Raw genomic sequence first — 20,310 nt, 5'->3', positions numbered from 1 at the left:
ACGCTCTGCCACTATAGCATAGAAGCGAGGTTAATTTTGTGCCATTGACAAAAAATATCACGCTCAGGCCGCCGTTCCGTATTTTTTAATCCGCCCCTTGAATTGGTGAATCGTGTTAGTCACCACCCCTTGCAACACCACTTCTTGCAACGAGGAAATCTGCAAATTTCGATGTTTGGAATCCAGCGAGAAAAAGACCAAATTGTTCTCTTTTGCCGAAAAGAATTCATATAGCTGCAAACTGCCGTGCTGTTCGATAACAACTAAATCGCCGAGCGCAATTTGTGAGGTTTGCTCGATAACCAGCATATCGCCCTGTTCAATGCCCCACGAGGTCAAATTGGGATTATTCACCCGCATAAAGAAAGTCTGTTGCGGTTTTTTAATACAGTAAAGATTCAGATCCATTTTATATTTGACCGCACTTTGCTTATCAAAATGAAAAGTCGCTTGCTGCTGGTCATCATACACCGGCATCGGTTGGTAAGAATAGATTTGTTCGGCTGAGTTGCTCATGCCATTCATACTGTTATACATAATCCGCTCCTTCTCAAGTCAAGTCTCTTCATTATTTCATTGTCTCATCATCGTTTGCTATAAAACACGCAATGAACTGTTTATTTATACAGTAATTTATACTGGTTTTTCATACAGTATTCAACTGTTTTTTTACTTCCGATTACAAAAATAGGGTCAAAAACAGAATAGGGATTGCTAATTCATTGAATAATCTTATGGTTTTTTAGCAAATTTCTTAGTCAAAAAATAAAAAATAACGCCTAGAGTATATATAGCCATACAAAAAACGCTATTTTTTGAATTTTATGTTTTATTCTTGAAATTTTTGCGCTAATCTTAGTCTGAATCCTGATTCAGGGATTATGCAGAAAATTTTTCATCCACCATAAAAAGAAGAAAACCATGAGTAACTCAAATCACTTTTTAACCAAACTTTTGTTTCAAGGCAGTTTGATTACCAAAATCGCCATCGGTCTGGTGCTCGGGATCATTGTCGGTTTAATCACTCAACCCTTGGCTCCCTCACTCGGTTTCAATCTTGCCGAAAATGTCAGCATTTTAGGTACGCTGTTTGTACGCGGTTTACGCGCAATCGCCCCTATTTTGGTGTTTATCTTGGTGTTATCGGCAATTGCTAACCGTAAGCCAAGCAATGCCGAACACAGCAGCAAAGCGATGAAATCCATTATCGTGTTGTATATCCTCGGCACTTTTCTGGCGGCTTTAACCGCAGTGATCGCCAGCTACCTGTTCCCGACCCAATTGACCTTAGTCACCGGTAACGCGGAGTTAAGCCCGCCACAGAACGTAAGCGATGTGATTATCACCGTACTGATGAACATTGTGGACAATCCGATTCAAGCGCTGTACAACGCCAACTATATCGGTATTTTGGCATGGGCTATCGGCTTGGGGATTGCCCTGCGCCACGCGTCCGACAGCACCAAACGCATTATTCACGAATTGGCGGAAGCCGTGACCATGATTGTGAAAGTCGTGATCGCTTTCGCGCCGTTCGGGGTCTTCGGGTTGGTTGCGGCTGCAATGGCGGACAAAGGACTGGAAGAGTTGGGTGCGTATGCCCGTCTGCTGTATGTTCTGGTCGGTTCCATGTTGTTCGTGGCGTTTGTCATCAACCCGATTCTGGTCTTTTGGAAAACCCGCCAAAATCCGTATCCTCTGGTTTGGACTGCGGTACGCGAAAGCGGCTTGACCGCCTTCTTCACCCGCAGCTCCGCCGCCAATATTCCGGTGAATATGAACTTGGCAAAACGCCTTGAATTGGACGAAGAGATCTATTCGGTTTCCATTCCGTTGGGCGCTACCATCAATATGGCAGGTGCGGCGATTACCATTACCGTCTTGACCTTGGCTGCCGTCACCACCTTAGGCATTGATGTCGGCTTCGGTACCGCACTTTTATTAAGCGTGGTTGCCAGCGTCTGCGCCTGCGGCGCGTCCGGCGTTGCCGGCGGCTCGTTATTGCTGATTCCGTTGGCATGTAGCCTGTTCGGGATTCCGAACGATATCGCCGTGCAGGTTATCGGGGTCGGGTTTATTATCGGGGTGATTCAAGACTCGGTCGAAACCGCCTTGAACTCTTCAACTGACGTGATCTTTACCGCCGCCGCCGATCTTGCGGAACAACGTAAAAACGGTTAACGTTAGCCTTAATCCTGAAAAAGCGAATCCGTCGCCTCTGCGTGGATTCGCTTTTTTATTACCCGTCTTAATGTAGAGAAAACCCATGCCGGCTATTCGATTGCAACACGCTGAAATTAAAATCACCAACCAACTGTTGCTGAAAATCGATGATTTTCAAATTAAAACGCACCAATTTACGGTTATTGTCGGACATAACGGCAGCGGTAAAAGTACGTTGGCAAAATTTTTGGCACAGAAAACCGCGCCTTACAACGGCAGTTATCACAACCGTTTCGAGCGGATCAGTCTGCTCTCTTTTGAACAGCAACAACAGTTGATTGAACAAATCTATCGCGATCTCAATAACGACTGTGTTGATCCGGATTATCACGGCAGAACGGCTGCCGAGGTGATTTTAGCCGGACAACAAGATCATCGCGCGCTCGTTGAATTGGCAGAAACCTTACAAATCACCGCCCTGCTGGATCGCCCGTTTAAATTTTTATCCACCGGCGAAGGGCGCAAAGTTTTGCTGGCAACGGCATTAATCAACCGACCGCACTTGTTGATTTTAGATGAGCCTTTCGAAGGCTTGGATCAGCAATCGCAACATTTCTGGCTTGAATTGCTGACCGCACTTTGCCGAGAAATGACAGTGGTATTGATTATCAACCGACTCGACGATATCCCTACACAGGTTGATTCAATCGCCATGATGAACAACTGCCGCCTGATGATACAGGACAACGCTGCGGCGATTCGGCAAAGTGCGGTTTTCCAACAACTTTGCCACGCCGAAAACAGCGCCTACCAAGCCATTCCCTTGCCGGCCGAAGCGCCGCAAACATTGGCGCAAGATTTGGAATTCGTATTTGCCTTGCGCAATGTCAACGTGCGTTACGGCGAAAAACACATTCTGCAGCGCTTAAACTGGCAGGTAAAACCAGGCGAAAATTGGTGGATTAAGGGGCCGAATGGCTGCGGCAAATCAACGCTGCTTGCCCTGATTAGCGGCGATCACCCGCAAGCATTCAGCAACGAGGTGAAAATCTTCGGCAAACAGCGCGGCAGCGGTGAAACCGTCTGGCAAATCAAACAGAAAATCGGCTTTCTCAGCAACCAGTTCCACTTGGATTATCGGGTCAATTGCAGTGCGTTGGAGGTGATTGTGTCCGGCTATTTCGATTCGATCGGCGTTTATCGACAAATTCCCGACAGCTTGCGCTTGAATGCGTTGCAGTGGCTGGAAAGAATCCACATGACGCCGTTCGCCAATAAACCGTTCCGGTCGCTGTCTTGGGGACAACAACGGCTACTGTTGATCGCCCGTGCGATGGTGAAACACCCGCCGATCCTGATTTTAGACGAACCGTTGATGGGCTTGGACGGAATCAATCGCCACTTAGTGCTGACGTTTATCGAGCAGTTGATCGACAACAGCGCCACCCAGCTGCTGTTTGTCTCGCACCATCTTGAAGATCAGCCGAAGTGTATCAACCGCACTTTTGAATTTATTGCAAATAACGGCACTTACGATTATTATCAAAGTTGATAAGTTATTTTGTGTCGGTGTTTTTTAACGTCACGTTTAAAACCCCGCTGTTAAAACCTGCTGTTAATGTTAAAAAATAGAGGAGCGCATTTATGGATTTTTTAGACGGTCTGCCGGTAGCCACGCTGTTTTTTGTTCTGTTTGTTATTTTCACCCTGTTCTCCGCCCTGAAAACCGTGCCGCAAGGTTATCACTGGACGATTGAACGTTTTGGCCGCTATACCCGCACCTTAACGCCGGGTCTGAATTTTATCGTACCGTTTATTGATCGCGTCGGGCGCAAAATCAATATGATGGAACAGGTGTTGGATATTCCGTCGCAGGAAGTGATTTCCAAAGATAACGCCAACGTATCAATTGACGCGGTCTGTTTCGTACAAGTGGTCGATGCGCGCAACGCTGCTTATGAAGTCAACCATTTGGAACAGGCGATCATCAACCTGACCTTAACCAATATCCGTACCGTCCTCGGTTCAATGGAGCTGGACGAAATGTTGTCGCAGCGGGATTCGATCAACAGCCGTTTGTTATCGATTGTCGATGAAGCCACCAACCCTTGGGGCGTAAAAGTCACGCGGATCGAGATTCGTGACGTGCGTCCGCCGAAAGAGTTGATCGATTCGATGAACGCGCAAATGAAAGCCGAACGGAATAAACGTGCCGACGTATTGGAAGCGGAGGGCGTGCGTCAGGCGGCGATTTTGCGTGCCGAAGGGGACAAACAATCACGGATTCTGAAAGCCGAAGGGGAAAGACAAGAAGCGTTCCTCAAAGCCGAAGCCCGTGAACGGGAAGCACAAGCGGAAGCGAAAGCCACGCAAATGGTTTCCGATGCGATTTCACAAGGCGACACCAAAGCGATCAACTACTTTATCGCACAAAAATACACCGAAGCGTTGCAACAAATCGGACAGGCACAGAACAGCAAAGTGGTATTAATGCCGTTGGAAGCCGGAAATTTAATCGGTTCGGTGGCAGGTATCAGCGAATTGCTCAAGGGCGACAAAAAAGCCTGAGCCACATTAAAACAGTAAATAGGGGGACAACATGGAATGGTTTGCTGCTTGGACATCTTGGTCTTGGTTGATTTTCGCTTTTATCCTCTTGATTGCCGAGGCGATTATCCCCGGCATTTTCCTGCTGTGGTGGGGACTCGCCGCCTTGGTGGTTGCCGGTTTGAGCAGCATTTTCCCGCTCACCGCCGCTTGGAACTGGATTATTTTCGCCGCCCTTGCGGTGGTTGCCAGCATAGTCTGGTGGCGCTATCAACATCGCAAGGATCAACAAGATGATCCGCATACCGCACTTAATCAACGCGGCATTGCGATGTTGGGACAACAAGGCGTAATCAGGGAAATCAGTTCGAACAATATCGGGCGCGCGCATTTTGGCGATACCACTTGGCGGATCACTTGGCAAAACAGCGCATATGATTTGCAGATCGGTGATACGGTAATCGTAACCGCAGTTGACGGCATTACCCTGACCGTAGAAAAAGGCTGAAAATAGAAGATGCAACATTTAATCATTTACGCCCACCCCAATCTACACAGCTTCAGTAAAGCAATGGCTGACAGCATTGCCGCCGCCAGTAAAAAGTGCGGTAGCGAAGTGGTGATCCGCGATTTGTATCGAATGGGATTTAATCCGATTCTATCCCATGAAGAGCTGCAAGGCTCTTATCAAGGTATCGTACCGGCGGAAATCCGCCACGAACAGCACTTGATCTTACAAGCCGATCTGATCACGCTGGTCTATCCGCTATGGTGGATGGGCTTTCCCGCGATTTTGAAAGGGTATTTGGATCGGGTGCTGACGCACGGTTTTGCCTACAAAACCGAAAACGGTGTCTCCGAAGGTTTATTGAACGGGAAAAAAATACAGCAACTTATCCTAATCGGCAGTAATCTGGCTGAATACCAGCAATCGGGTTTCGCCAAATCGCTGCAAGATACCTTGGTGGACGGGCTGTTTAATTATTGTGGAATTTACGATATTCAGCACCGTATTTTTGATGATATTCATCTGGTTGATGATCAGGCTCGGCAACAGATGTTAAAACAGGCGGCCGAGATTACCCTACAAAATTTATCGGCTTAGCCCAAAAAACAAATCCGCCGCCTAAAAAACCGATTACGCACGGCCGATTAAGGGGCGGATAATTTTGATAAAATGCCATTAACACCGCAAGCAAAACAGCACGGATTAGCTCAGATCCGGCAACTTAGTGGCGGGAATTTTGTTGGTGATCCCGACGTTTGCCACGATTTTATGCAATACCGAGGATAGCTGCCGCATCTCTTTCTCACTGATGCCTGCAAACACCTGATGAATATTTTCCCATTGCAACGGCATACGCGCCTTAATAGCACCAAGCCCCTCTTCCGTCAGCTTTAATAGAAAACAGCGGCGATCGACTTCATCTGTCACGCGCTCAATCCAGTTTCGTCCTACCAAATCGTCCGCAATACGGGTCGCATTGGTGCGGGAAGAACCGAGAATATCACTCAATTTTGACGGTTGAATAGTGTGATTCGGTTGGGTATAGATCACGATCAATGCCATAAACAACGTATCATTCAATCCCCACTGTTTCAGTAATGTATTACGATGTTCCAAATAACCACTCACTGAATGCAGCAACAAACGGATTAACAATACCTTTTCCAGAGGAATTCCCGGCTCCGATTGCGCACATTGTTTGATTGACGCTTCAATTTCAGCAAAATTATGCATAAATGATTTATCTCCTCACTAGAATAGTATGATTGTTTTATTATAACCAACGTTACTATAAAGCACTAAAAACCGCAATATCTGAATTCACTGTAAATAAAATGTTAATTTTATGTGAAGTAGATCAACATTTCATAAAAATTACATTTACTATACTTTAGAGTTTCCTTAGTCTTATACAGAGATACGATTTTATCTCAGGTAATACAGCAGTACGGCACAAAATGATGTCGCCAGCCGGAATAAAAGGCTATTCATCTATAAGCATGTTATTTCCAAACATCCTTTCCTTAACCCTAACCGAGGATCTCTACATGAAACTGAAAAAGACATTTTTTAAACTCCTTTCTTCTGCCAGCGCATTAGGCCTGTTACTGTCTGCCAACGCATTGGCAGCCGCTCCTGTCGTCATCAAATTTTCACATGTGGTTGCCGATGAAACCCCGAAAGGACAGGGGGCGCTTCTGTTTAAAAAACTGGTTGAAGAAAAATATCCTAACCAAGTCAAAGTGGAAGTTTATGCCAACTCCTCACTATACGGCGATGGCAAAGAAATGGAAGCCTTATTATTAAACAACGTACAAATGTTGGCGCCGTCGTTGGCAAAATTTGATAAATACGCGCCGCAAATCCAAATATTCGATTTGCCTTTCCTGTTTGACGACATTGCGGCGGTAGAACGTTTTGAAAAAAGCGACGCAGGTAGAGGGCTGCTGAACAGCATGGCCGATAAAGGCATTACCGGCTTGGGTTACTGGAATAACGACCTGAAACAGCTCTCTGCCAATAAAGCGTTGCGTGTGCCGAGAGACGCCCGCGGACAGAAATTCCGAGTGCAAAACTCCGAAGTGCTGGACGCGCAATTCAAGCAGCTAAACGCCGTGCCGCGCAAAATGGCGTTCAGTGAAATGTACCAAGGTTTGCAAACCGGCGTGGTCAACGGGGCGGAAAACCCGTATTCCAACATCTACTCGCAAAAAATCCATGAAGTACAAAAATACATTACCGAATCCAACCACGGCTTGCTGTCGTACATGGTTATCGTCAACACCCAATTCTGGAACGGCTTGACACCGGAACTGCGCGCCGGATTAAGTGAAATCATGGAACAAGTCAGTGATGAAGTGAATAAAAAATCCCACGAATTCAACCTTGCGGACAAGCAAAAAATTCTGGATGCCAAAACTACGGAAATCATCACCTTAACGCCGGAAGAAAGAGCGCAGTGGCGTGAAGCGATGCGTCCGGTATGGCAGAAATTTGAAGGCGCAATCGGTGCCGAGTTAATTAAAGCCGCCGAAGCCTCCAATCAGCAATAATACTCCGACCAAAGTGCGGTTTTCCTGACCGCACTTTGATCCGGTTCAAGTTTTAAGGAATACGCATGAAATCGCTTGAATTGTTATGGGGAAAGATGGAAGAAATCATGATCGCGCTGTCATTGGCGCTGATGACCCTTATCACCTTTGTCTATGTGCTTTTTAATAATCTCTACTCACCGTTTTATGATCTGGCTGACGCCTATCCGTCGCTGGAATCGCTGTTTTTGCCTATCGCCGACTTTTCCATCACGGTTGCCCAAGAAATGACTTGGAGCGTCGCGCTAACCAAACTGTTCTTTGCCATGCTGATTTTCTTCGGCGCGTCTTACGGCGTACGGACTGCCGGACATATCGGAATCGATGCGGTCGTGAAAAAATTTAACACCCCGATTCAGCGCCGCATCAGTATCGTAGCCTGTCTCGCCTGCCTGATTTATGCCGCCATGATTGGTTACGCCAGTATCGAATGGGTCAGCGCCATGTTTAAGGCGCAAATCGGCGCGGAAGATCTGCAACATTTCGGCATTCAGCTTTGGCATATCGGCTTGATTATCCCGATCGGCTATCTGATGGTCTTTATGCGCTTCGCTGAAATCTTCATTCGCTTGCTGAAAGGTCAACAAAGCGATTTGGGACTGGCTGATGAAGCCAAAGATGCGATGAAATTACAAGAAGAGAATCATTAAGGAGCCGCTATGACTGTCGTCTTTCTATTTATTTGCCTGTTCGCCCTGATGTTGATCGGCGTGCCGGTTGCGGTCGCGCTCGGCTTGTCCGGTTCCCTGATCATTATTTTCTTCAGTCAAGATTCGATTAGTTCGGTTGCGATCAAGCTGTTTGAAACTTCGGAACACTACACCCTGCTCGCCATTCCGTTCTTCCTCTTGGCAGGTGCGTTTATGACCACCGGCGGCGTGGCACGCCGTTTGATCGACTTCGCCAACGCTACCGTCGGTCATATCCGCGGCGGCTTGGCAATCGCTTCGGTGCTCGCCTGTATGCTGTTTGCGGCGTTATCCGGTTCTAGTCCGGCAACCGTTGCCGCGGTCGGTTCGATTGCAATTGCGGGCATGGTGCGCTCCGGTTATCCCGTGGAATTCGGCACAGGGATTGTTTGTAATGCCGGTACATTAGGGATTTTGATTCCGCCGTCAATCGTGATGGTGGTCTATGCCGCCGCCACCGAAACCTCTGTCGGCCGCCTGTTTATGGCAGGTGTCGTGCCGGGCTTAATGTTGGGCGTTATCTTGATGATTGCCATTTATATCGTTGCCCGCATTAAAAACCTGCCGGCGTTACCGCGCGCCTCGGTAAAAGAGTGGTTCAGCGCCGCCAGAAAAGCCCTTTGGGGATTAATTTTAATGGTGATTATCCTCGGCGGTATTTACAGTGGCGCTTTTACCCCGACCGAAGCTGCCGCCGTTGCCGCCGTTTATTCGTTCTTTGTTGCGGTATTTGTCTATAAAGACATCAAATTGAAAGAGTGCCCGAAAGTGTTACTGGAAGCGGGCAAACTCAGCATTATGTTGATGTTTATCATTGCCAATGCGATGTTGTTCGCCCATGTGCTGACCACCGAACAGATTCCACAGCAACTGACCGCACTTGTGGTGGAAATGAATCTGCAACCGTGGCAGTTCCTGATCGTGGTGAATATTGTGTTGTTAATCGCCGGCGCCTTTATGGAACCCTCTGCCATCATCTTGATTCTGGTACCGATTCTGTTCCCAATCGCCATGCAATTAGGCATTGATCCGATTCACTTGGGGATTATCATGGTGGTAAACATGGAAATCGGTATGATTACCCCGCCGGTCGGACTCAATCTATTTGTCGCCTCGGCAATTACCAACCTCAGCCTGCCGCAAGTCATCAAAGCGGCAACCCCTTGGCTGTTGCTGATGCTCGGCTTCCTGATTGCCACCACCTATATCCCGGCGATTTCACTCACCTTGCCTAACTGGATAGGTGCAATGTAAAACAGCTACCGCACTTTATGTTTGAATAATGATAAAGTGCGGTTTATTTTCACCTCAGTGCCTTTCTTTTAATTTATCCTTCAGTATCTGCTTCAACTGATCACCCAATTTTTTATCCAGACTGACACGGTATTGTGGCGAGCGGCAAGGGCCAAACAGGCTGACGGGCAGTTGATATTGTGAATAGCCGGCAATATTCGGTGATAATTTCAGCTCGACACGGCAACTGAAATCCGTGAGATCCATCTCGCCCTTGCCGCTTAAATTCAGCTCGTTGCCTTGTGCGGAGATGCGCTTGAAATTCACCTTTTCACGATTCCAATCCAGAGCGATATCCACTTGCTCAAACGGGGTTTCAATCCGATCACTATATTTTTTCGCCCCTTGCCGAATCGGGAAGTACTGACTGACTAAATCCAGTAAATTCAAGCCGTTTAACTTGGTATGACCGACATTCAGGGTTAAATCGCCACGCGCTAAAACGCCATTGTCAAACAAGGTATCGCCACTAAAATAGCTGACCCCCTCAAGCAAGATCGGCAAACGTAAAAATTCCAGCAATGGCGCTAATACCAGCTGCTCGCCCTGCAAATTCAAAAGATTACCTTGTGCTTGTTGCCGGCTACTGATCCGTAATTTTCCTTGCGGCGGCTGCAGCTGCAAATCAAAGTGCGGTTTTGCGTCACCCTCAGCCGGATAATAGTGCAGCACCGCTCTTGTCAGCGCTAATTGGTTCAATTTTCCCTGTTGCAGCGCCAATTGCCACATATTTTGCTGTAACGACAATGACAGTTTATCCGCCTGCAATGCAAGATTCGGATTGTTTAAGAAATAACCTTGCGTCATGACCGCATTCAGCTGCAAGCGGTTAAGCTCGATTCCGTTGGCAAAACGTTGTGCCAGCGCCGTAACATTCAAACGGCTGCTCGGCGTGTCTGCCGACATCGTCAGTTGCGCCGAATTATAATGGCGATCGATGTTTTCCAACTTAACCGCGATATTTTCCAATTCCGGCTGCTGTTGCGCCGTCAGTACGCCGCCGACAAGTTCAGCCTGCGTGATTCTCGGCGATAAACCCAGTAATGAACCCCAAGAAAATGCGGTTTTGACTTGCTGTGCGGACAGCGCCCAGTGTTGGTACTGATATGTAGCTTGTGACAGACTGATTGTCGGGGTCGGCAGATAAGAGAAGGAATGGGTGTCAAAGTGTAAATCGGGGAGCTGCTGTTGCAGTAAATCCTGCAAACGATCCTCCAAACGCTGAAGCTGATAAACCGTCAGCAGAACAAGCGCGGCACTGCCCGTGATCAGCGGATACAACACGCGCCTTTTCCACATGACCGCTAATCCTCATTAATCCGGCTGGCGACCGCACCTTGCTGGTTTTTGTACTTGGCATTGCTGCGGCTGTTGTACGGACGGGCGGCTTCACCGCTGAGGATTTCAAAACTGAGAGCGCCGATGGTCATTTTCGGCCGCAGCGCCAACGGCAGTTTGCCGGAATTGAAAAACTCCAGCACGATTTTGCCTTCCCAACCCGGATCGATACGGTGGGCGGTGACGTGTACCATCAAACCCAAACGCGCCAAAGAAGAACGCCCGTCCAGCCAACCGATCACATTCGCCGGCAATTTGACCGATTCGTAAGTGGTCGCCAACGCCAAAACGCCCGGATGCAGGAAAAAGGCTTCATCGTCGTTTAACACGATTTCATCGCTCATCACACGATCCAACTGGGCTGAAATTTCCGAACGCTCACCGCTCAAATCAATATAGGGCGCATTATATTCACGGAACACGCGGAACGAGTTGCCTAAACGCACATCAACGGTAGCGCCGTTAATTTTGTCATTATTCGGGCGTGGATCGAGGGCGATAATCCCTTGATCCAAATAGGCTTCAATATCACGATCGCATAATCTCATTCGGTTTCCCCTCTATTTCTGTTTCAGCATTTGCAAAATCTGAGCTTTTAAAATATTGATCGCAATGCGGTTTTTTCCACCGCGCGGCACAATGATATCGGCAAACTGCTTCGAAGGTTGGATAAATTGCAAAAACATCGGGCGCACGGTTTTGCGATATTGCGACACCACCGATTCCAAACTTCTGCCCCGCTCCTGCATATCGCGCTGCAAACGGCGGATAAAACAGATATCCAGCGGCGCATCGACGAAAATCGAGGCGCTTAATTCGTTGCGTAAACGTTCGTCGGTCAGCAGCAAAATACCTTCTAAAATAATCACCCGTCTTGGGGTAAATTCACGGCTGTTGCTGGTGCGGGTATGTTCGACATAGCTGTATTCCGGCACTTGAATGCTCTCGCCGCGTTTAAGCTGCTGCAAATGCGCCACCAACAAATCGTGATCCATCGAACTCGGGTGATCGTAGTTGGTTTGGATCCGCTGTTCAAACGAAAGATGGCTTTGGTCTTTATAGTAGGAATCTTCCGAAATAATCCCGATATCGCCGCCGCCGACTTCTTCGCACAATTCTTTGTGAATGGTCGAGGCAATCAAACTTTTGCCGGAAGCGGAAGCGCCGGCAATGGCGATAATAATAGTATTGTTAGTGTCGGTCGGGGTCGTTGAATGTGAAATGCTGTCAGCCATAATCAATCCTTGCAATGAATTTGGAGAAGTATAGCAAAATTTAGTCCGCTACGCACCCGCGCAATCAGGCGTAAGCGGCGTAGACTTTAAATTTATTGCTCTTAGCCAACAGCCGATGCTCACCAAATGCGCGATCGAGTAATTCCGGATATGGCAGAAACGCATTGGCGACAATCCGCAGTTCGCCCCCTTGGCGTAAAAACCACTTCGCCTGAGAAATCAGCTCCTGCACTGCACGATAGGCGGTATCAATGCCGTCATGAAACGGCGGATTGGAAATAATCAAATCGAACTTGCCTTGCAGATCGGAGAAAACATCACTGGCGACCACTTCGCCCTCTAACCGGTTTTGCTGCAAAGTGCGGTTCGCCGAAGCCAACGCCATGGCATGAATATCGCTCATCACCAAGCTGATATTCGGGTTTTGCCGTTTCAAATAGCTGCCGATCACACCGACGCCGCACCCCAAATCCAGCACCCGTCCACTCACTTTGTGGCTTAAAGTGGACAATAAAAGTGCGGTTCCCTGATCCAATTCGCCGGCACTGAACACGCCCGGCAGGCTGTGCACCGTCAAGTCGGATAATTGCGGGTGTTGATACTGTTTCCAGTAATGTTCTAACACAAAGTGCGGTTTGGTTTGCAATTCAAAATGATACAAACCGCAACGGCGCGCCGAATCAATTTTATGGATATTGCCGAACGGTTGCAGAATTTTTTCTACCGAACGCACGCCGCTACGGTTTTCACCGATAATCAGCAGCGCTTGTCCAATCGGCGCTTGCGATAAAAGTTGGGTCAATTGAAAGCCGACTTCCTGCTTGTTTTTGCCCCAGTAATACACGATCACCTCGACATGCCCGCGGCTTTCGATACTGAAATCGGCGCTGACCGCACTTTGAATACGCCGTACATAATCATAATAGCTGCTGACAACCTGCACCGAGCCGCTGTCTTTGAGTTGGGCGGGGAAATTATCACTAAGGCTGCCGGCAAACAATACCGATTTTCCGGCAAAAAACGGCAAGTGGCGCTGCAAAACTTGGCTTTCGACTGAAATCACTATAAATCCTGATGGTTATTGGTTAAAATCAAGCGCTATTATAATACTTATTCGCCGCCTTGAGCTATTTATTTAAGGAACGCCATGCCGCTACGCCGCACGTTGCTGTTACAACAAATGGGAATCGAACAATGGATTTTGCGCCGTCCGCAAGCATTGAAAGGCGCGGCGGCCATTGCTGTCGGTGAGGCAGTCAAGTTGTTGATTATCAGCGATGACGAACACCTGCCGACCGCACTTTTGCACGATATTTACCGTGCGCTCGGCATTCAATACGAAAACAGCCTGATTCTGAACAGCGAACAAGCGGCGCGTTTACAGCTGAATAAACCGCTGGCTGTGTGGTTTGTCGGTCAAAATAGCGCACTTTCCGCACAACAGTTGGCAGCGCTCGGCGATAACAATACGCTGGTGAGCGCCGAAAGTTGGCAACAACTGAAACAAGCAACCGCCAAACGCCGGCTGTGGCAGCAACTGCAACAGTTTCAACTGCGGGACGACGGGCTATGATTGAAATTCTGCCGCTACAAGCCGCTGATTTCGAACGGTTGTATCAAATCGAACAACAAGCACACATCACGCCGTGGTCAAAAGGCACGTTGCTGAATAACCAAGGCGAACGTTATCTGAATTTAAAACTGCTGAAAGACAATCGGCTTGTCGGTTTCGCCATTTGCCAAACGGTCTTGGACGAAGCCACCCTGTTCAATCTTGCGATCGATCCGGCTTATCAAAAACAGGGATTGGGCGAGCAACTGCTGTTACAACTGATTGCCGAACTGCGGCAAAGTGCGGTTTTAACCCTATGGTTGGAAGTGCGCCAATCCAATTCGGCGGCACAAAAATTGTATGACCGGCTGGGTTTTAATCTGGTGACGCAACGCAAAAATTATTACCCAACCTCAAACGGCGGCCGCGAAGATGCGTTGGTGATGGCACTGTATTTGTAAAGGCATAGCAAATCAGACGCTGAAAAAAAGCCGTTATATCGAAACATAACGGCTTTGTTCGGAAAAGTGCGGTTACGCTTTTTTTAAGAATTCGGATTTCAATGCCAAGCTGACGCCGTCAATTTTGCAATCGACATTGTGATCGGAATCGACCAGACGGATATTTTTCGCTTTGCTGCCTTTTTTCAAGACCAAAGACGAACCTTTGACCTTCAAATCCTTGATCAGAATAACGGAATCACCGTCTTGCAACAGATTGCCGTTGCTGTCTTTAACGATAAATTCATCGGCGGTTTCCGCCACTTCTTCGCCGCTCCATTCGTTGCCACAGTCCGGGCAGACAAACTGAATGGTGTCGTGATAAACATATTCGCCGTTACATTTCGGGCAATTTGGCATTTGTTCCACTCTGGTTTCCTCTTAATGGTTTTCTTCTGATAAAATTCGCGCGCAGTATAGCATAAAAAAACGCTTTGTGCCGAAGCGCAAAGCGTTGATTGCTTGTGACTGACAAAATTCGGTAAGGGTATACTAAGCAACCACACCGAATTTTTCTTTGATGATTGCTTCAAAATCGGTGCAGCCGCCGATCGGTTTCTCATCGATGAAAATTTGCGGCACGGTTTGCACCTCTTTGCCGACGGATTTGGACAAGTCCGCTTTGCTGATGCCTTCGGCGACAATATCAACATAGCGGTATTCGAAATCATCACGGGTATTTTGTAATTTCTCGGCTAACTCTTTTGCACGAACACAATACGGGCAACCCGGGCGGCCAAAAATAACGGTAAACATAGCTTACTCCTGAGATAGTTAATCAAAATATAAAAACACTGCTATTCTAGCTGATCCATAAGCAAATAAGAAAAGATTTTTCCGCATTGCTGCGATTGGTGTAATATATCAGACTATAAGACTCGAATTCGTTTGTTTTATTATTGAGGACGCCCCATGACGCAACAAAATACCACCACCTCACACACTATCGAAACCGCACTTGCCCACCGCTCTATCCGCAAATTCACTGCACAGCCGATTGCAGCTGAAACCTTGCAAACCTTAATTGACTGTGGCCGCGCGGCTTCAAGCTCGAACCACCTGCAATGCGTTTCCATTATCCGTGTCACCGATCCGACGCGACGGGAAAAAATGAAACACTACGCCTCCGATCAACAGTATGTTGCCGATGCTGCCGAGTTTCTGGTTTTCTGCGTCGATTTTCACCGCCATCACCAAATCCTGCCCGACGCGCAAACCGATTACAGCGAAGTGCTGATGATCGGCTGCGTCGACACCGGCATTATGGCGCAAAATATGCTGCTCGCGGCAGAATCCATCGGCTTGGGCGGCGTGTATATTGGTTCTATCCGCAATAAAATCGCAGAAGTCGGCGAGCTGTTGGGCTTGCCGCAGCACGTTATTCCGGTTGTCGGCTTGTGTTTAGGCTATCCGGATCAAGATCCGCCGCTGAAACCGCGCCTGCCAAGTGCGGTTTTGGTCAGTGAAAACCGCTACCAAGCGCTCGATCCGCAGCTGTTACAAGCATATGATCGCCAAGTTGCCGATTATTATTGGCAGCGCAACCAACTTGACATGGATTGGTCACGCAACGTGATCAAAAGCCTGAACAAACCGGTACGTCCGCATGTTTTGGCTTATTTGCAGCAACAAGGCTTTGCTAAAAAATAGCGGAGATCGGCGATGAAACTGTTAATGCTGTGCCGCGAACCGCGCTTATATAGCTGCCAGCGGTTACTGGAGGCAGCGGAAAGCTGCGGACATACATTGGATATTATCGATCCCAACCGTTGCCTGCTAAAACTGGATCAGGAACAAACCCGTCGCTTTAAAATTTTTTACCAAGTGCGGTTTGATCAACAACCGTATTTGCTGCCGCATTATGATGCGGTAATCCCCCGTTTCGGCTCCGGCAGCACGGCGATGGGCTGCTCGTTGTTGCGCCATTTTGAGGCGATGAATATTCCCTGCCTCAACGGCTCGCAAGCCTTTTTAAACGCGCGTGACAAATGGCATAGCCTGATGTTGCTGCAACAACACGGCATCGCCGTACCGCCGAGTGCGCTGTGCGGCAATGAATTCGATGCCAAATATGCCGTCAACCAAGTCGCTTCGCCGACGATTCTGAAAACGCTGTCCGGCTCGCAAGGCATCGGCGTGATGCTGGCGGAAAAACGGCAAAGTGCGGTCAGTATTCTGGAAACCTTGAAACAGGCGCAGATTTCATCGCTGCTACAGGATTTTATCCACGAAGCCAACGGCTCGGATATCCGCTGCTTTGTGATCGGCAGCAAGGTGATCGCCGGTATGCAGCGCAACGGACAAAACGGCGAATTTCGCGCCAATGTCCACCGCGGCGGGCAGGCGCAGCCGATTCAGTTAAGCGAACGGGAAAAAACGCTGGCGCTCAATTCGGTGCAGGCACTGGGGCTCGATGTTGCCGGCGTGGATATTATCCGATCCAACCACGGCCCGCTGATTTTAGAGGTGAATGCCAGTCCCGGCTTAGAATTGATCGAAAAAACCAGTAAAATCGACATTGCCTTGCAGATGATTGCCCATTTGGAAAAACAGGTTTTGGCGTGTACAGTTGATTAATAGGCATAAATTGTTTATGGTTATATGACAATAAATTTAATAGGAATGAAAAATGATTATTTATCTACACGGTTTTGATTGTAACAGTCCGGGAAACCATGAAAAAATTCTGCAATTGAAATTTATTGATCCCGATGTGCGCTTCGTGACCTACAGCACCTTGCACCCGCGCCATGATATGCAGCATTTGTTGAACGAAGTGCATAAACTGGTCAGCGAAAGCAAAGATTCGGCGCCGCTGATTTGTGGTGTCGGTTTGGGCGGCTATTGGGCGGAACGGGTCGGTTTTTTATGCGGCATTAAACAGGCGATTTTTAACCCGAACCTGTTTCCGTATGAAAATATGCAGGGCAAAATCGACCGCCCTGAAGAGTATCAAGACATCGCCACCAAATGCGTCAGCAATTTCCGTGACAAAAACAGAGGCAAATGTTTGGTGTTCCTCTCCACTGACGACGGGATTTTAGACTCGCAACGCAGCGCCGATACCCTTTCCCCGTTCTATGACATTGTGTGGGACGAAAACGAAAGCCACAAATTCAAGAAAATCTCGCAACATTTGCAACGGATCGCCGAGTTTAAAAAGCAGGCTTAAACACAAAAGTGCGGTTCAACCGCACTTTAACCGTGCGTAGCGTTCAAATCTGATAAAACTCCAACGGCAAACCGTCCGGATCTTGGAAGAAAGTAAATTGCTTGCCGGTCAGCGGATCAATTCTAATCGGTTCGCACTGCACATTATGCTGCGCCAAATAGGCAACCGCACTTTGCACGTCGGCGACTTTAAAGGCGAGATGGCGTAAACCGCAGGCTTCGGGTTGGGTTGCACGGCTTGGCGGATTAGGGAAAGAAAACAGTTCGATTTGGCTGCCGTCGGCAAATGCCAGATCCAGCTTGTAGCTTTGCCGTTCGGTACGGTAGGTTTCGGCGACAACTGCCGCGCCCAAAACTTCACAGTAAAACCGCTTTGAGCGCGCATAATCGGAGACAATCACGGCAACATGATGAAAACCGAGAATCGGATTTGTTGCCATAACCGCACTTTCCTTTTCACGCACCGCTTAATTTATCACGCGGCGAGATTGGGTATAATTTCGCGCCCAATAACTTTCCGACAGCGAGCTGGTGGTCACGCCTTGGCTGGTGCTGGCGTGGATAAATTGGTTATTGCCGATATAGATACCGATATGGTTGTTTTTACGGAAAAAAACCAAATCGCCGAATTCCAATTCGCTTTTGTTGATTTTTTTACCAACATGGCGCTGTTCGGCAGTGCTGCGCGGCATCACCATGCCGAAAGCACGGTCAAAGGCATTCAACACAAAAGCGGAGCAATCAATGCCCTTTTTGGTCGTGCCGCCCATGCGGTAGCGCACGCCTTGCCAGTTGTTATAAAACTCATGCAGTTTAGCAAATTGATCCAAGGTCACGCCATTGCCGCTGTTTTCCGGCAAGTTGGTGCGAATGCGGTTGTCCTGCTGCGACGCCGTTTGCCGTCCGCTGTTACTGCAAGCCGCCAAAGTAGCGATTGCCAAAATTAAAAGGATTTTACGCAACATAATTGTTATGGATATAGTTATGGATTTATCGGTTATAGGTTTAAATGTTAAAATTTACAAAACGAGGTCATTCTACGGGAACCATGCCGGTTTATCCAGTAAAATGCCGAATTTTCTCGGATTAAAATCGTTTTTTTTGACTCACTTCAAAAAATCGCTAACAAAATAAGCCTATTACCGCTGATTATTCAATCTCAGACCGCCAAACTGCGCAGCCAGCGAATCTCGTCCGCCCAATTTTCCGGCTCGATGGTTTCCAAAATTAACGGCATATCGTTAAATTCCGCATGTTGCATAATATACTCGAACACCGCCGTGCCGATTGTACCGCCGCGCAAACAATCATGGCGGTCAACCCGACTGCCAAGTGCGGTTTTCGAGCCGTTGAGATGCATGCCCTTTAAATACTCGAAGCCGACGACGTGCGCAAATTCAGCGAACACTTGCTCGCAACCGGCAGCACTGGAAATATCATAACCGGCGGAAAAAGTATGACAGGTATCCAAACAAACGCCGACCCGATTTTTATCCTCAACCTGTGCGATAATTTCCGCCAAATGTTCAAAACGATAGCCGATGTTCGAACCTTGTCCGGCGGTATTTTCAATCACCGCGATCACCTCTGGCACTTGTTGGTGCGCCAAATTAATCGATTCGGCTATAATGGCGATACAATCTTGTTCTGAAATTTTACGCAAATGGCTGCCCGGGTGAAAGTTCAGCAGCGACAAACCCAACTGCTCACACCGCTGCATTTCGTCGATAAACGCCGCGCGCGATTTTTCCAAGCCGTCCTGTTCGGGGTGTCCTAAATTAATCAGGTAACTGTCGTGCGGCAAAATATGCTTAGGATCGATGTTAGCGTGCCGCAAAGCTTGTTTGAATTTTTTAATGCTGCTTTCGGTTAACGGTTTGGCGACCCATTGACGCTGGTTTTTGGTAAACAGGGCAAAGGCGTTGGCGCCGATTGCCTGCGCATTGGCAACGGCATTTTCCACACCGCCACTGGCACTGACGTGCGCTCCGATATATTTCATGCTTGATTTCCTTATTTCAAACGGATTTTATGCTAGTATTGTACCCAAATTTTATTCACAAAGAACCTATCGGTACAATAATGACGACAACCAACACGATTAACGATTTCTCTATGCTTTGCCGCCTGTTCGGCAATTTGTTTTACCGTGCGCCGCAAGACGAAGTAATCGCCCCGATTTTCACTTGGCTGCAACAAGGCAATCTGACCGCACTTTGGGCGCTTGCCGCCGATCCGCAAAGCGAAAAAGCCCTGCAACAACTGCAAAGTGCGGTTGCCGTCGAGCAATTGGCAGCCGACTATCAGGCACTGTTCGCCGACAACGGCGCAGTTTCGACGCAAATCTCTGCTTATAGCGATAACTTAAGCGATTTTGTCGCGTTTCGCCAATTGCGCGCGATGCCGGAATTGCCGCAAGCGGATCACGTTGCGCATTTGCTGTTAACCGCTTCTTGGCTGGAAGATCATGCCGATTCGCTTGCTGCCCAACAAGAACTGTTCGAACGCTTTTTATTGCCGGTAATGGGAAAATTTCTTGGCAAAGTCGAAGCGCACGATCAGGGTTTCTACCGTGCAGCGGCGCAACTCTGCCGTGATGCGCTGTCGGCAATGGCAGACGAGTTGGAAGAAGATGGCGAGGAAGAATAAGATAGTTTTTATTTTTACGATCTTCATCGCAAAAATTAGCCCCAAGGACTGCGTCGAGTTTTTATCCGATTAAA

25 protein-coding genes are annotated in these 20,310 nt (G+C 48.1%); 14 read left to right on the top strand and 11 right to left on the bottom strand.

Annotated features, from left to right (window positions below; all coding sequences use genetic code 11):
• Positions 1–63: 63 nt before the first annotated feature.
• Positions 64–537 carry a LexA family protein gene (locus B8880_RS01080; protein WP_244165580.1) on the bottom strand — a complete coding sequence of 158 codons (474 nt, stop codon included), beginning with the start codon at positions 535–537 and terminating at the stop codon, positions 64–66.
• Positions 538–921: 384 nt separating this feature from the next.
• On the opposite strand from B8880_RS01080, the gene sstT reads away from it, so the two are divergent.
• The 5 genes from sstT (at position 922) to B8880_RS01055 (ending at position 5,815) form a co-directional block, all read left to right on the top strand.
• Entirely contained in the window at positions 922–2,181 is a 1,260-nt protein-coding gene (gene sstT / locus B8880_RS01075; protein ID WP_084255456.1) for a serine/threonine transporter SstT, read from the top strand.
• Between the two features lie 85 nt (positions 2,182–2,266).
• Complete coding sequence (gene modF / locus B8880_RS01070; protein WP_084255455.1) at positions 2,267–3,715, top strand: molybdate ABC transporter ATP-binding protein ModF; 1,449 nt, start codon at positions 2,267–2,269, stop codon at positions 3,713–3,715.
• A 92-nt stretch (positions 3,716–3,807) separates the two neighbouring features.
• Entirely contained in the window at positions 3,808–4,731 is a 924-nt protein-coding gene (locus B8880_RS01065) for an SPFH domain-containing protein (protein ID WP_084255453.1), read from the top strand.
• A gap of 31 nt (positions 4,732–4,762) precedes the next feature.
• Complete coding sequence (locus tag B8880_RS01060) at positions 4,763–5,218, top strand: NfeD family protein (protein WP_084255451.1); 456 nt, start codon at positions 4,763–4,765, stop codon at positions 5,216–5,218.
• Positions 5,219–5,227: 9 nt separating this feature from the next.
• Positions 5,228–5,815 carry an NAD(P)H-dependent oxidoreductase gene (locus B8880_RS01055; protein WP_084255449.1) on the top strand — a complete coding sequence of 196 codons (588 nt, stop codon included), beginning with the start codon at positions 5,228–5,230 and terminating at the stop codon, positions 5,813–5,815.
• 105 nt (positions 5,816–5,920) lie between these two features.
• Here B8880_RS01055 and mprA read toward each other — a convergent pair whose 3' ends face one another.
• Positions 5,921–6,451 (bottom strand): transcriptional repressor MprA, encoded by a 531-nt coding sequence (mprA, locus tag B8880_RS01050; protein WP_084255447.1) that lies wholly within the window; start codon positions 6,449–6,451, stop codon positions 5,921–5,923.
• A gap of 314 nt (positions 6,452–6,765) precedes the next feature.
• Here mprA and B8880_RS01045 point away from each other — a divergent pair, with 314 nt between their 5' ends.
• The 3 genes from B8880_RS01045 to dctM all read left to right on the top strand — a co-directional run bounded on the left by B8880_RS01045 (position 6,766) and on the right by dctM (position 9,752).
• Positions 6,766–7,770: a TRAP transporter substrate-binding protein gene (locus B8880_RS01045; RefSeq protein ID WP_084255445.1), complete on the top strand. Its 1,005-nt coding sequence runs from the start codon at positions 6,766–6,768 to the stop codon at positions 7,768–7,770.
• Positions 7,771–7,835: 65 nt separating this feature from the next.
• Entirely contained in the window at positions 7,836–8,459 is a 624-nt protein-coding gene (locus tag B8880_RS01040) for a TRAP transporter small permease (protein ID WP_084255443.1), read from the top strand.
• Positions 8,460–8,468: 9 nt separating this feature from the next.
• Positions 8,469–9,752 (top strand): C4-dicarboxylate TRAP transporter large permease protein DctM, encoded by a 1,284-nt coding sequence (gene dctM / locus B8880_RS01035; protein WP_084255441.1) that lies wholly within the window; start codon positions 8,469–8,471, stop codon positions 9,750–9,752.
• A gap of 54 nt (positions 9,753–9,806) precedes the next feature.
• Here the strand turns inward: dctM and B8880_RS01030 are convergent, their stop codons facing one another.
• The 4 genes from B8880_RS01030 to rsmC all read right to left on the bottom strand — a co-directional run bounded on the left by B8880_RS01030 (position 9,807) and on the right by rsmC (position 13,427).
• Entirely contained in the window at positions 9,807–11,090 is a 1,284-nt protein-coding gene (locus B8880_RS01030; RefSeq protein ID WP_084255439.1) for a hypothetical protein, read from the bottom strand.
• Positions 11,091–11,095: 5 nt separating this feature from the next.
• Positions 11,096–11,677, bottom strand: coding sequence for a dCTP deaminase (dcd, locus tag B8880_RS01025; RefSeq protein WP_084255437.1), 582 nt, complete (start codon positions 11,675–11,677; stop codon positions 11,096–11,098).
• Positions 11,678–11,689: 12 nt separating this feature from the next.
• Positions 11,690–12,352 (bottom strand): uridine kinase, encoded by a 663-nt coding sequence (udk, locus tag B8880_RS01020; protein WP_172461307.1) that lies wholly within the window; start codon positions 12,350–12,352, stop codon positions 11,690–11,692.
• A gap of 76 nt (positions 12,353–12,428) precedes the next feature.
• Positions 12,429–13,427, bottom strand: a complete 999-nt coding sequence (rsmC, locus tag B8880_RS01015; RefSeq protein ID WP_084255434.1) for a 16S rRNA (guanine(1207)-N(2))-methyltransferase RsmC — start codon at positions 13,425–13,427, stop codon at positions 12,429–12,431.
• Between the two features lie 84 nt (positions 13,428–13,511).
• On the opposite strand from rsmC, the gene B8880_RS01010 reads away from it, so the two are divergent.
• A complete protein-coding gene (locus B8880_RS01010; RefSeq protein ID WP_084255432.1) occupies positions 13,512–13,937 on the top strand; it encodes a DNA polymerase III subunit psi in 426 nt (141 codons plus the stop codon).
• Positions 13,934–14,377 (top strand): ribosomal protein S18-alanine N-acetyltransferase, encoded by a 444-nt coding sequence (gene rimI, locus B8880_RS01005; protein ID WP_084255430.1) that lies wholly within the window; start codon positions 13,934–13,936, stop codon positions 14,375–14,377. Before B8880_RS01010 ends, rimI begins: the two co-directional genes overlap by 4 nt.
• A gap of 72 nt (positions 14,378–14,449) precedes the next feature.
• Here the strand turns inward: rimI and B8880_RS01000 are convergent, their stop codons facing one another.
• Positions 14,450–14,785: a zinc ribbon domain-containing protein YjdM gene (locus B8880_RS01000; protein ID WP_084255428.1), complete on the bottom strand. Its 336-nt coding sequence runs from the start codon at positions 14,783–14,785 to the stop codon at positions 14,450–14,452.
• A 123-nt stretch (positions 14,786–14,908) separates the two neighbouring features.
• A complete protein-coding gene (locus tag B8880_RS00995; RefSeq protein ID WP_084255426.1) occupies positions 14,909–15,172 on the bottom strand; it encodes a GrxA family glutaredoxin in 264 nt (87 codons plus the stop codon).
• A gap of 156 nt (positions 15,173–15,328) precedes the next feature.
• Between B8880_RS00995 and nfsA the strand changes: the two genes are divergently transcribed.
• From nfsA to ycfP, 3 genes are read left to right on the top strand one after another with little or no spacing between them, the layout of a single operon-like run.
• Positions 15,329–16,066: an oxygen-insensitive NADPH nitroreductase gene (gene nfsA / locus B8880_RS00990; protein ID WP_084255424.1), complete on the top strand. Its 738-nt coding sequence runs from the start codon at positions 15,329–15,331 to the stop codon at positions 16,064–16,066.
• A gap of 12 nt (positions 16,067–16,078) precedes the next feature.
• A complete protein-coding gene (locus tag B8880_RS00985; protein WP_084255422.1) occupies positions 16,079–16,993 on the top strand; it encodes an ATP-grasp domain-containing protein in 915 nt (304 codons plus the stop codon).
• Positions 16,994–17,045: 52 nt separating this feature from the next.
• Positions 17,046–17,588, top strand: coding sequence for an alpha/beta hydrolase YcfP (ycfP, locus tag B8880_RS00980; RefSeq protein ID WP_084255421.1), 543 nt, complete (start codon positions 17,046–17,048; stop codon positions 17,586–17,588).
• Positions 17,589–17,631: 43 nt separating this feature from the next.
• On the opposite strand, the gene gloA2 is transcribed toward ycfP, so the two are convergent.
• From gloA2 to nfo, 3 genes are all read right to left on the bottom strand, one after another.
• Positions 17,632–18,027: an SMU1112c/YaeR family gloxylase I-like metalloprotein gene (gene gloA2 / locus B8880_RS00975; RefSeq protein ID WP_084255419.1), complete on the bottom strand. Its 396-nt coding sequence runs from the start codon at positions 18,025–18,027 to the stop codon at positions 17,632–17,634.
• 27 nt (positions 18,028–18,054) lie between these two features.
• Positions 18,055–18,552 (bottom strand): NlpC/P60 family protein, encoded by a 498-nt coding sequence (locus B8880_RS00970; RefSeq protein WP_084255417.1) that lies wholly within the window; start codon positions 18,550–18,552, stop codon positions 18,055–18,057.
• A 194-nt stretch (positions 18,553–18,746) separates the two neighbouring features.
• Positions 18,747–19,589, bottom strand: a complete 843-nt coding sequence (nfo, locus tag B8880_RS00965; RefSeq protein ID WP_084255415.1) for a deoxyribonuclease IV — start codon at positions 19,587–19,589, stop codon at positions 18,747–18,749.
• Between the two features lie 80 nt (positions 19,590–19,669).
• Here nfo and B8880_RS00960 point away from each other — a divergent pair, with 80 nt between their 5' ends.
• Entirely contained in the window at positions 19,670–20,236 is a 567-nt protein-coding gene (locus B8880_RS00960) for a TorD/DmsD family molecular chaperone (RefSeq protein WP_084255413.1), read from the top strand.
• Positions 20,237–20,310 lie beyond the last annotated feature (74 nt).

This window comes from Pasteurella testudinis DSM 23072, assembly GCF_900176075.1.
Taxonomy (GTDB): Bacteria; Pseudomonadota; Gammaproteobacteria; order Enterobacterales; family Pasteurellaceae; genus Chelonobacter; species Chelonobacter testudinis.
This window is presented reverse-complemented; position numbering and strand designations above follow the sequence as displayed.

What these genes read in the sequence shown, in the direction of transcription:
- B8880_RS01080 (WP_244165580.1), bottom strand. Translation starts at nt 537, where the DNA reads ATGTATAACAGTATGAATGGCATGAGCAACTCAGCCGAACAAATCTAT.
- sstT (WP_084255456.1), top strand. Translation starts at nt 922, where the DNA reads ATGAGTAACTCAAATCACTTTTTAACCAAACTTTTGTTTCAAGGCAGT.
- modF (WP_084255455.1), top strand. Translation starts at nt 2,267, where the DNA reads ATGCCGGCTATTCGATTGCAACACGCTGAAATTAAAATCACCAACCAA.
- B8880_RS01065 (WP_084255453.1), top strand. Translation starts at nt 3,808, where the DNA reads ATGGATTTTTTAGACGGTCTGCCGGTAGCCACGCTGTTTTTTGTTCTG.
- B8880_RS01060 (WP_084255451.1), top strand. Translation starts at nt 4,763, where the DNA reads ATGGAATGGTTTGCTGCTTGGACATCTTGGTCTTGGTTGATTTTCGCT.
- B8880_RS01055 (WP_084255449.1), top strand. Translation starts at nt 5,228, where the DNA reads ATGCAACATTTAATCATTTACGCCCACCCCAATCTACACAGCTTCAGT.
- mprA (WP_084255447.1), bottom strand. Translation starts at nt 6,451, where the DNA reads ATGCATAATTTTGCTGAAATTGAAGCGTCAATCAAACAATGTGCGCAA.
- B8880_RS01045 (WP_084255445.1), top strand. Translation starts at nt 6,766, where the DNA reads ATGAAACTGAAAAAGACATTTTTTAAACTCCTTTCTTCTGCCAGCGCA.
- B8880_RS01040 (WP_084255443.1), top strand. Translation starts at nt 7,836, where the DNA reads ATGAAATCGCTTGAATTGTTATGGGGAAAGATGGAAGAAATCATGATC.
- dctM (WP_084255441.1), top strand. Translation starts at nt 8,469, where the DNA reads ATGACTGTCGTCTTTCTATTTATTTGCCTGTTCGCCCTGATGTTGATC.
- B8880_RS01030 (WP_084255439.1), bottom strand. Translation starts at nt 11,090, where the DNA reads ATGTGGAAAAGGCGCGTGTTGTATCCGCTGATCACGGGCAGTGCCGCG.
- dcd (WP_084255437.1), bottom strand. Translation starts at nt 11,677, where the DNA reads ATGAGATTATGCGATCGTGATATTGAAGCCTATTTGGATCAAGGGATT.
- B8880_RS01010 (WP_084255432.1), top strand. Translation starts at nt 13,512, where the DNA reads ATGCCGCTACGCCGCACGTTGCTGTTACAACAAATGGGAATCGAACAA.
- rimI (WP_084255430.1), top strand. Translation starts at nt 13,934, where the DNA reads ATGATTGAAATTCTGCCGCTACAAGCCGCTGATTTCGAACGGTTGTAT.
- B8880_RS00995 (WP_084255426.1), bottom strand. Translation starts at nt 15,172, where the DNA reads ATGTTTACCGTTATTTTTGGCCGCCCGGGTTGCCCGTATTGTGTTCGT.
- nfsA (WP_084255424.1), top strand. Translation starts at nt 15,329, where the DNA reads ATGACGCAACAAAATACCACCACCTCACACACTATCGAAACCGCACTT.
- B8880_RS00985 (WP_084255422.1), top strand. Translation starts at nt 16,079, where the DNA reads ATGAAACTGTTAATGCTGTGCCGCGAACCGCGCTTATATAGCTGCCAG.
- ycfP (WP_084255421.1), top strand. Translation starts at nt 17,046, where the DNA reads ATGATTATTTATCTACACGGTTTTGATTGTAACAGTCCGGGAAACCAT.
- gloA2 (WP_084255419.1), bottom strand. Translation starts at nt 18,027, where the DNA reads ATGGCAACAAATCCGATTCTCGGTTTTCATCATGTTGCCGTGATTGTC.
- B8880_RS00970 (WP_084255417.1), bottom strand. Translation starts at nt 18,552, where the DNA reads ATGTTGCGTAAAATCCTTTTAATTTTGGCAATCGCTACTTTGGCGGCT.
- nfo (WP_084255415.1), bottom strand. Translation starts at nt 19,589, where the DNA reads ATGAAATATATCGGAGCGCACGTCAGTGCCAGTGGCGGTGTGGAAAAT.
- B8880_RS00960 (WP_084255413.1), top strand. Translation starts at nt 19,670, where the DNA reads ATGACGACAACCAACACGATTAACGATTTCTCTATGCTTTGCCGCCTG.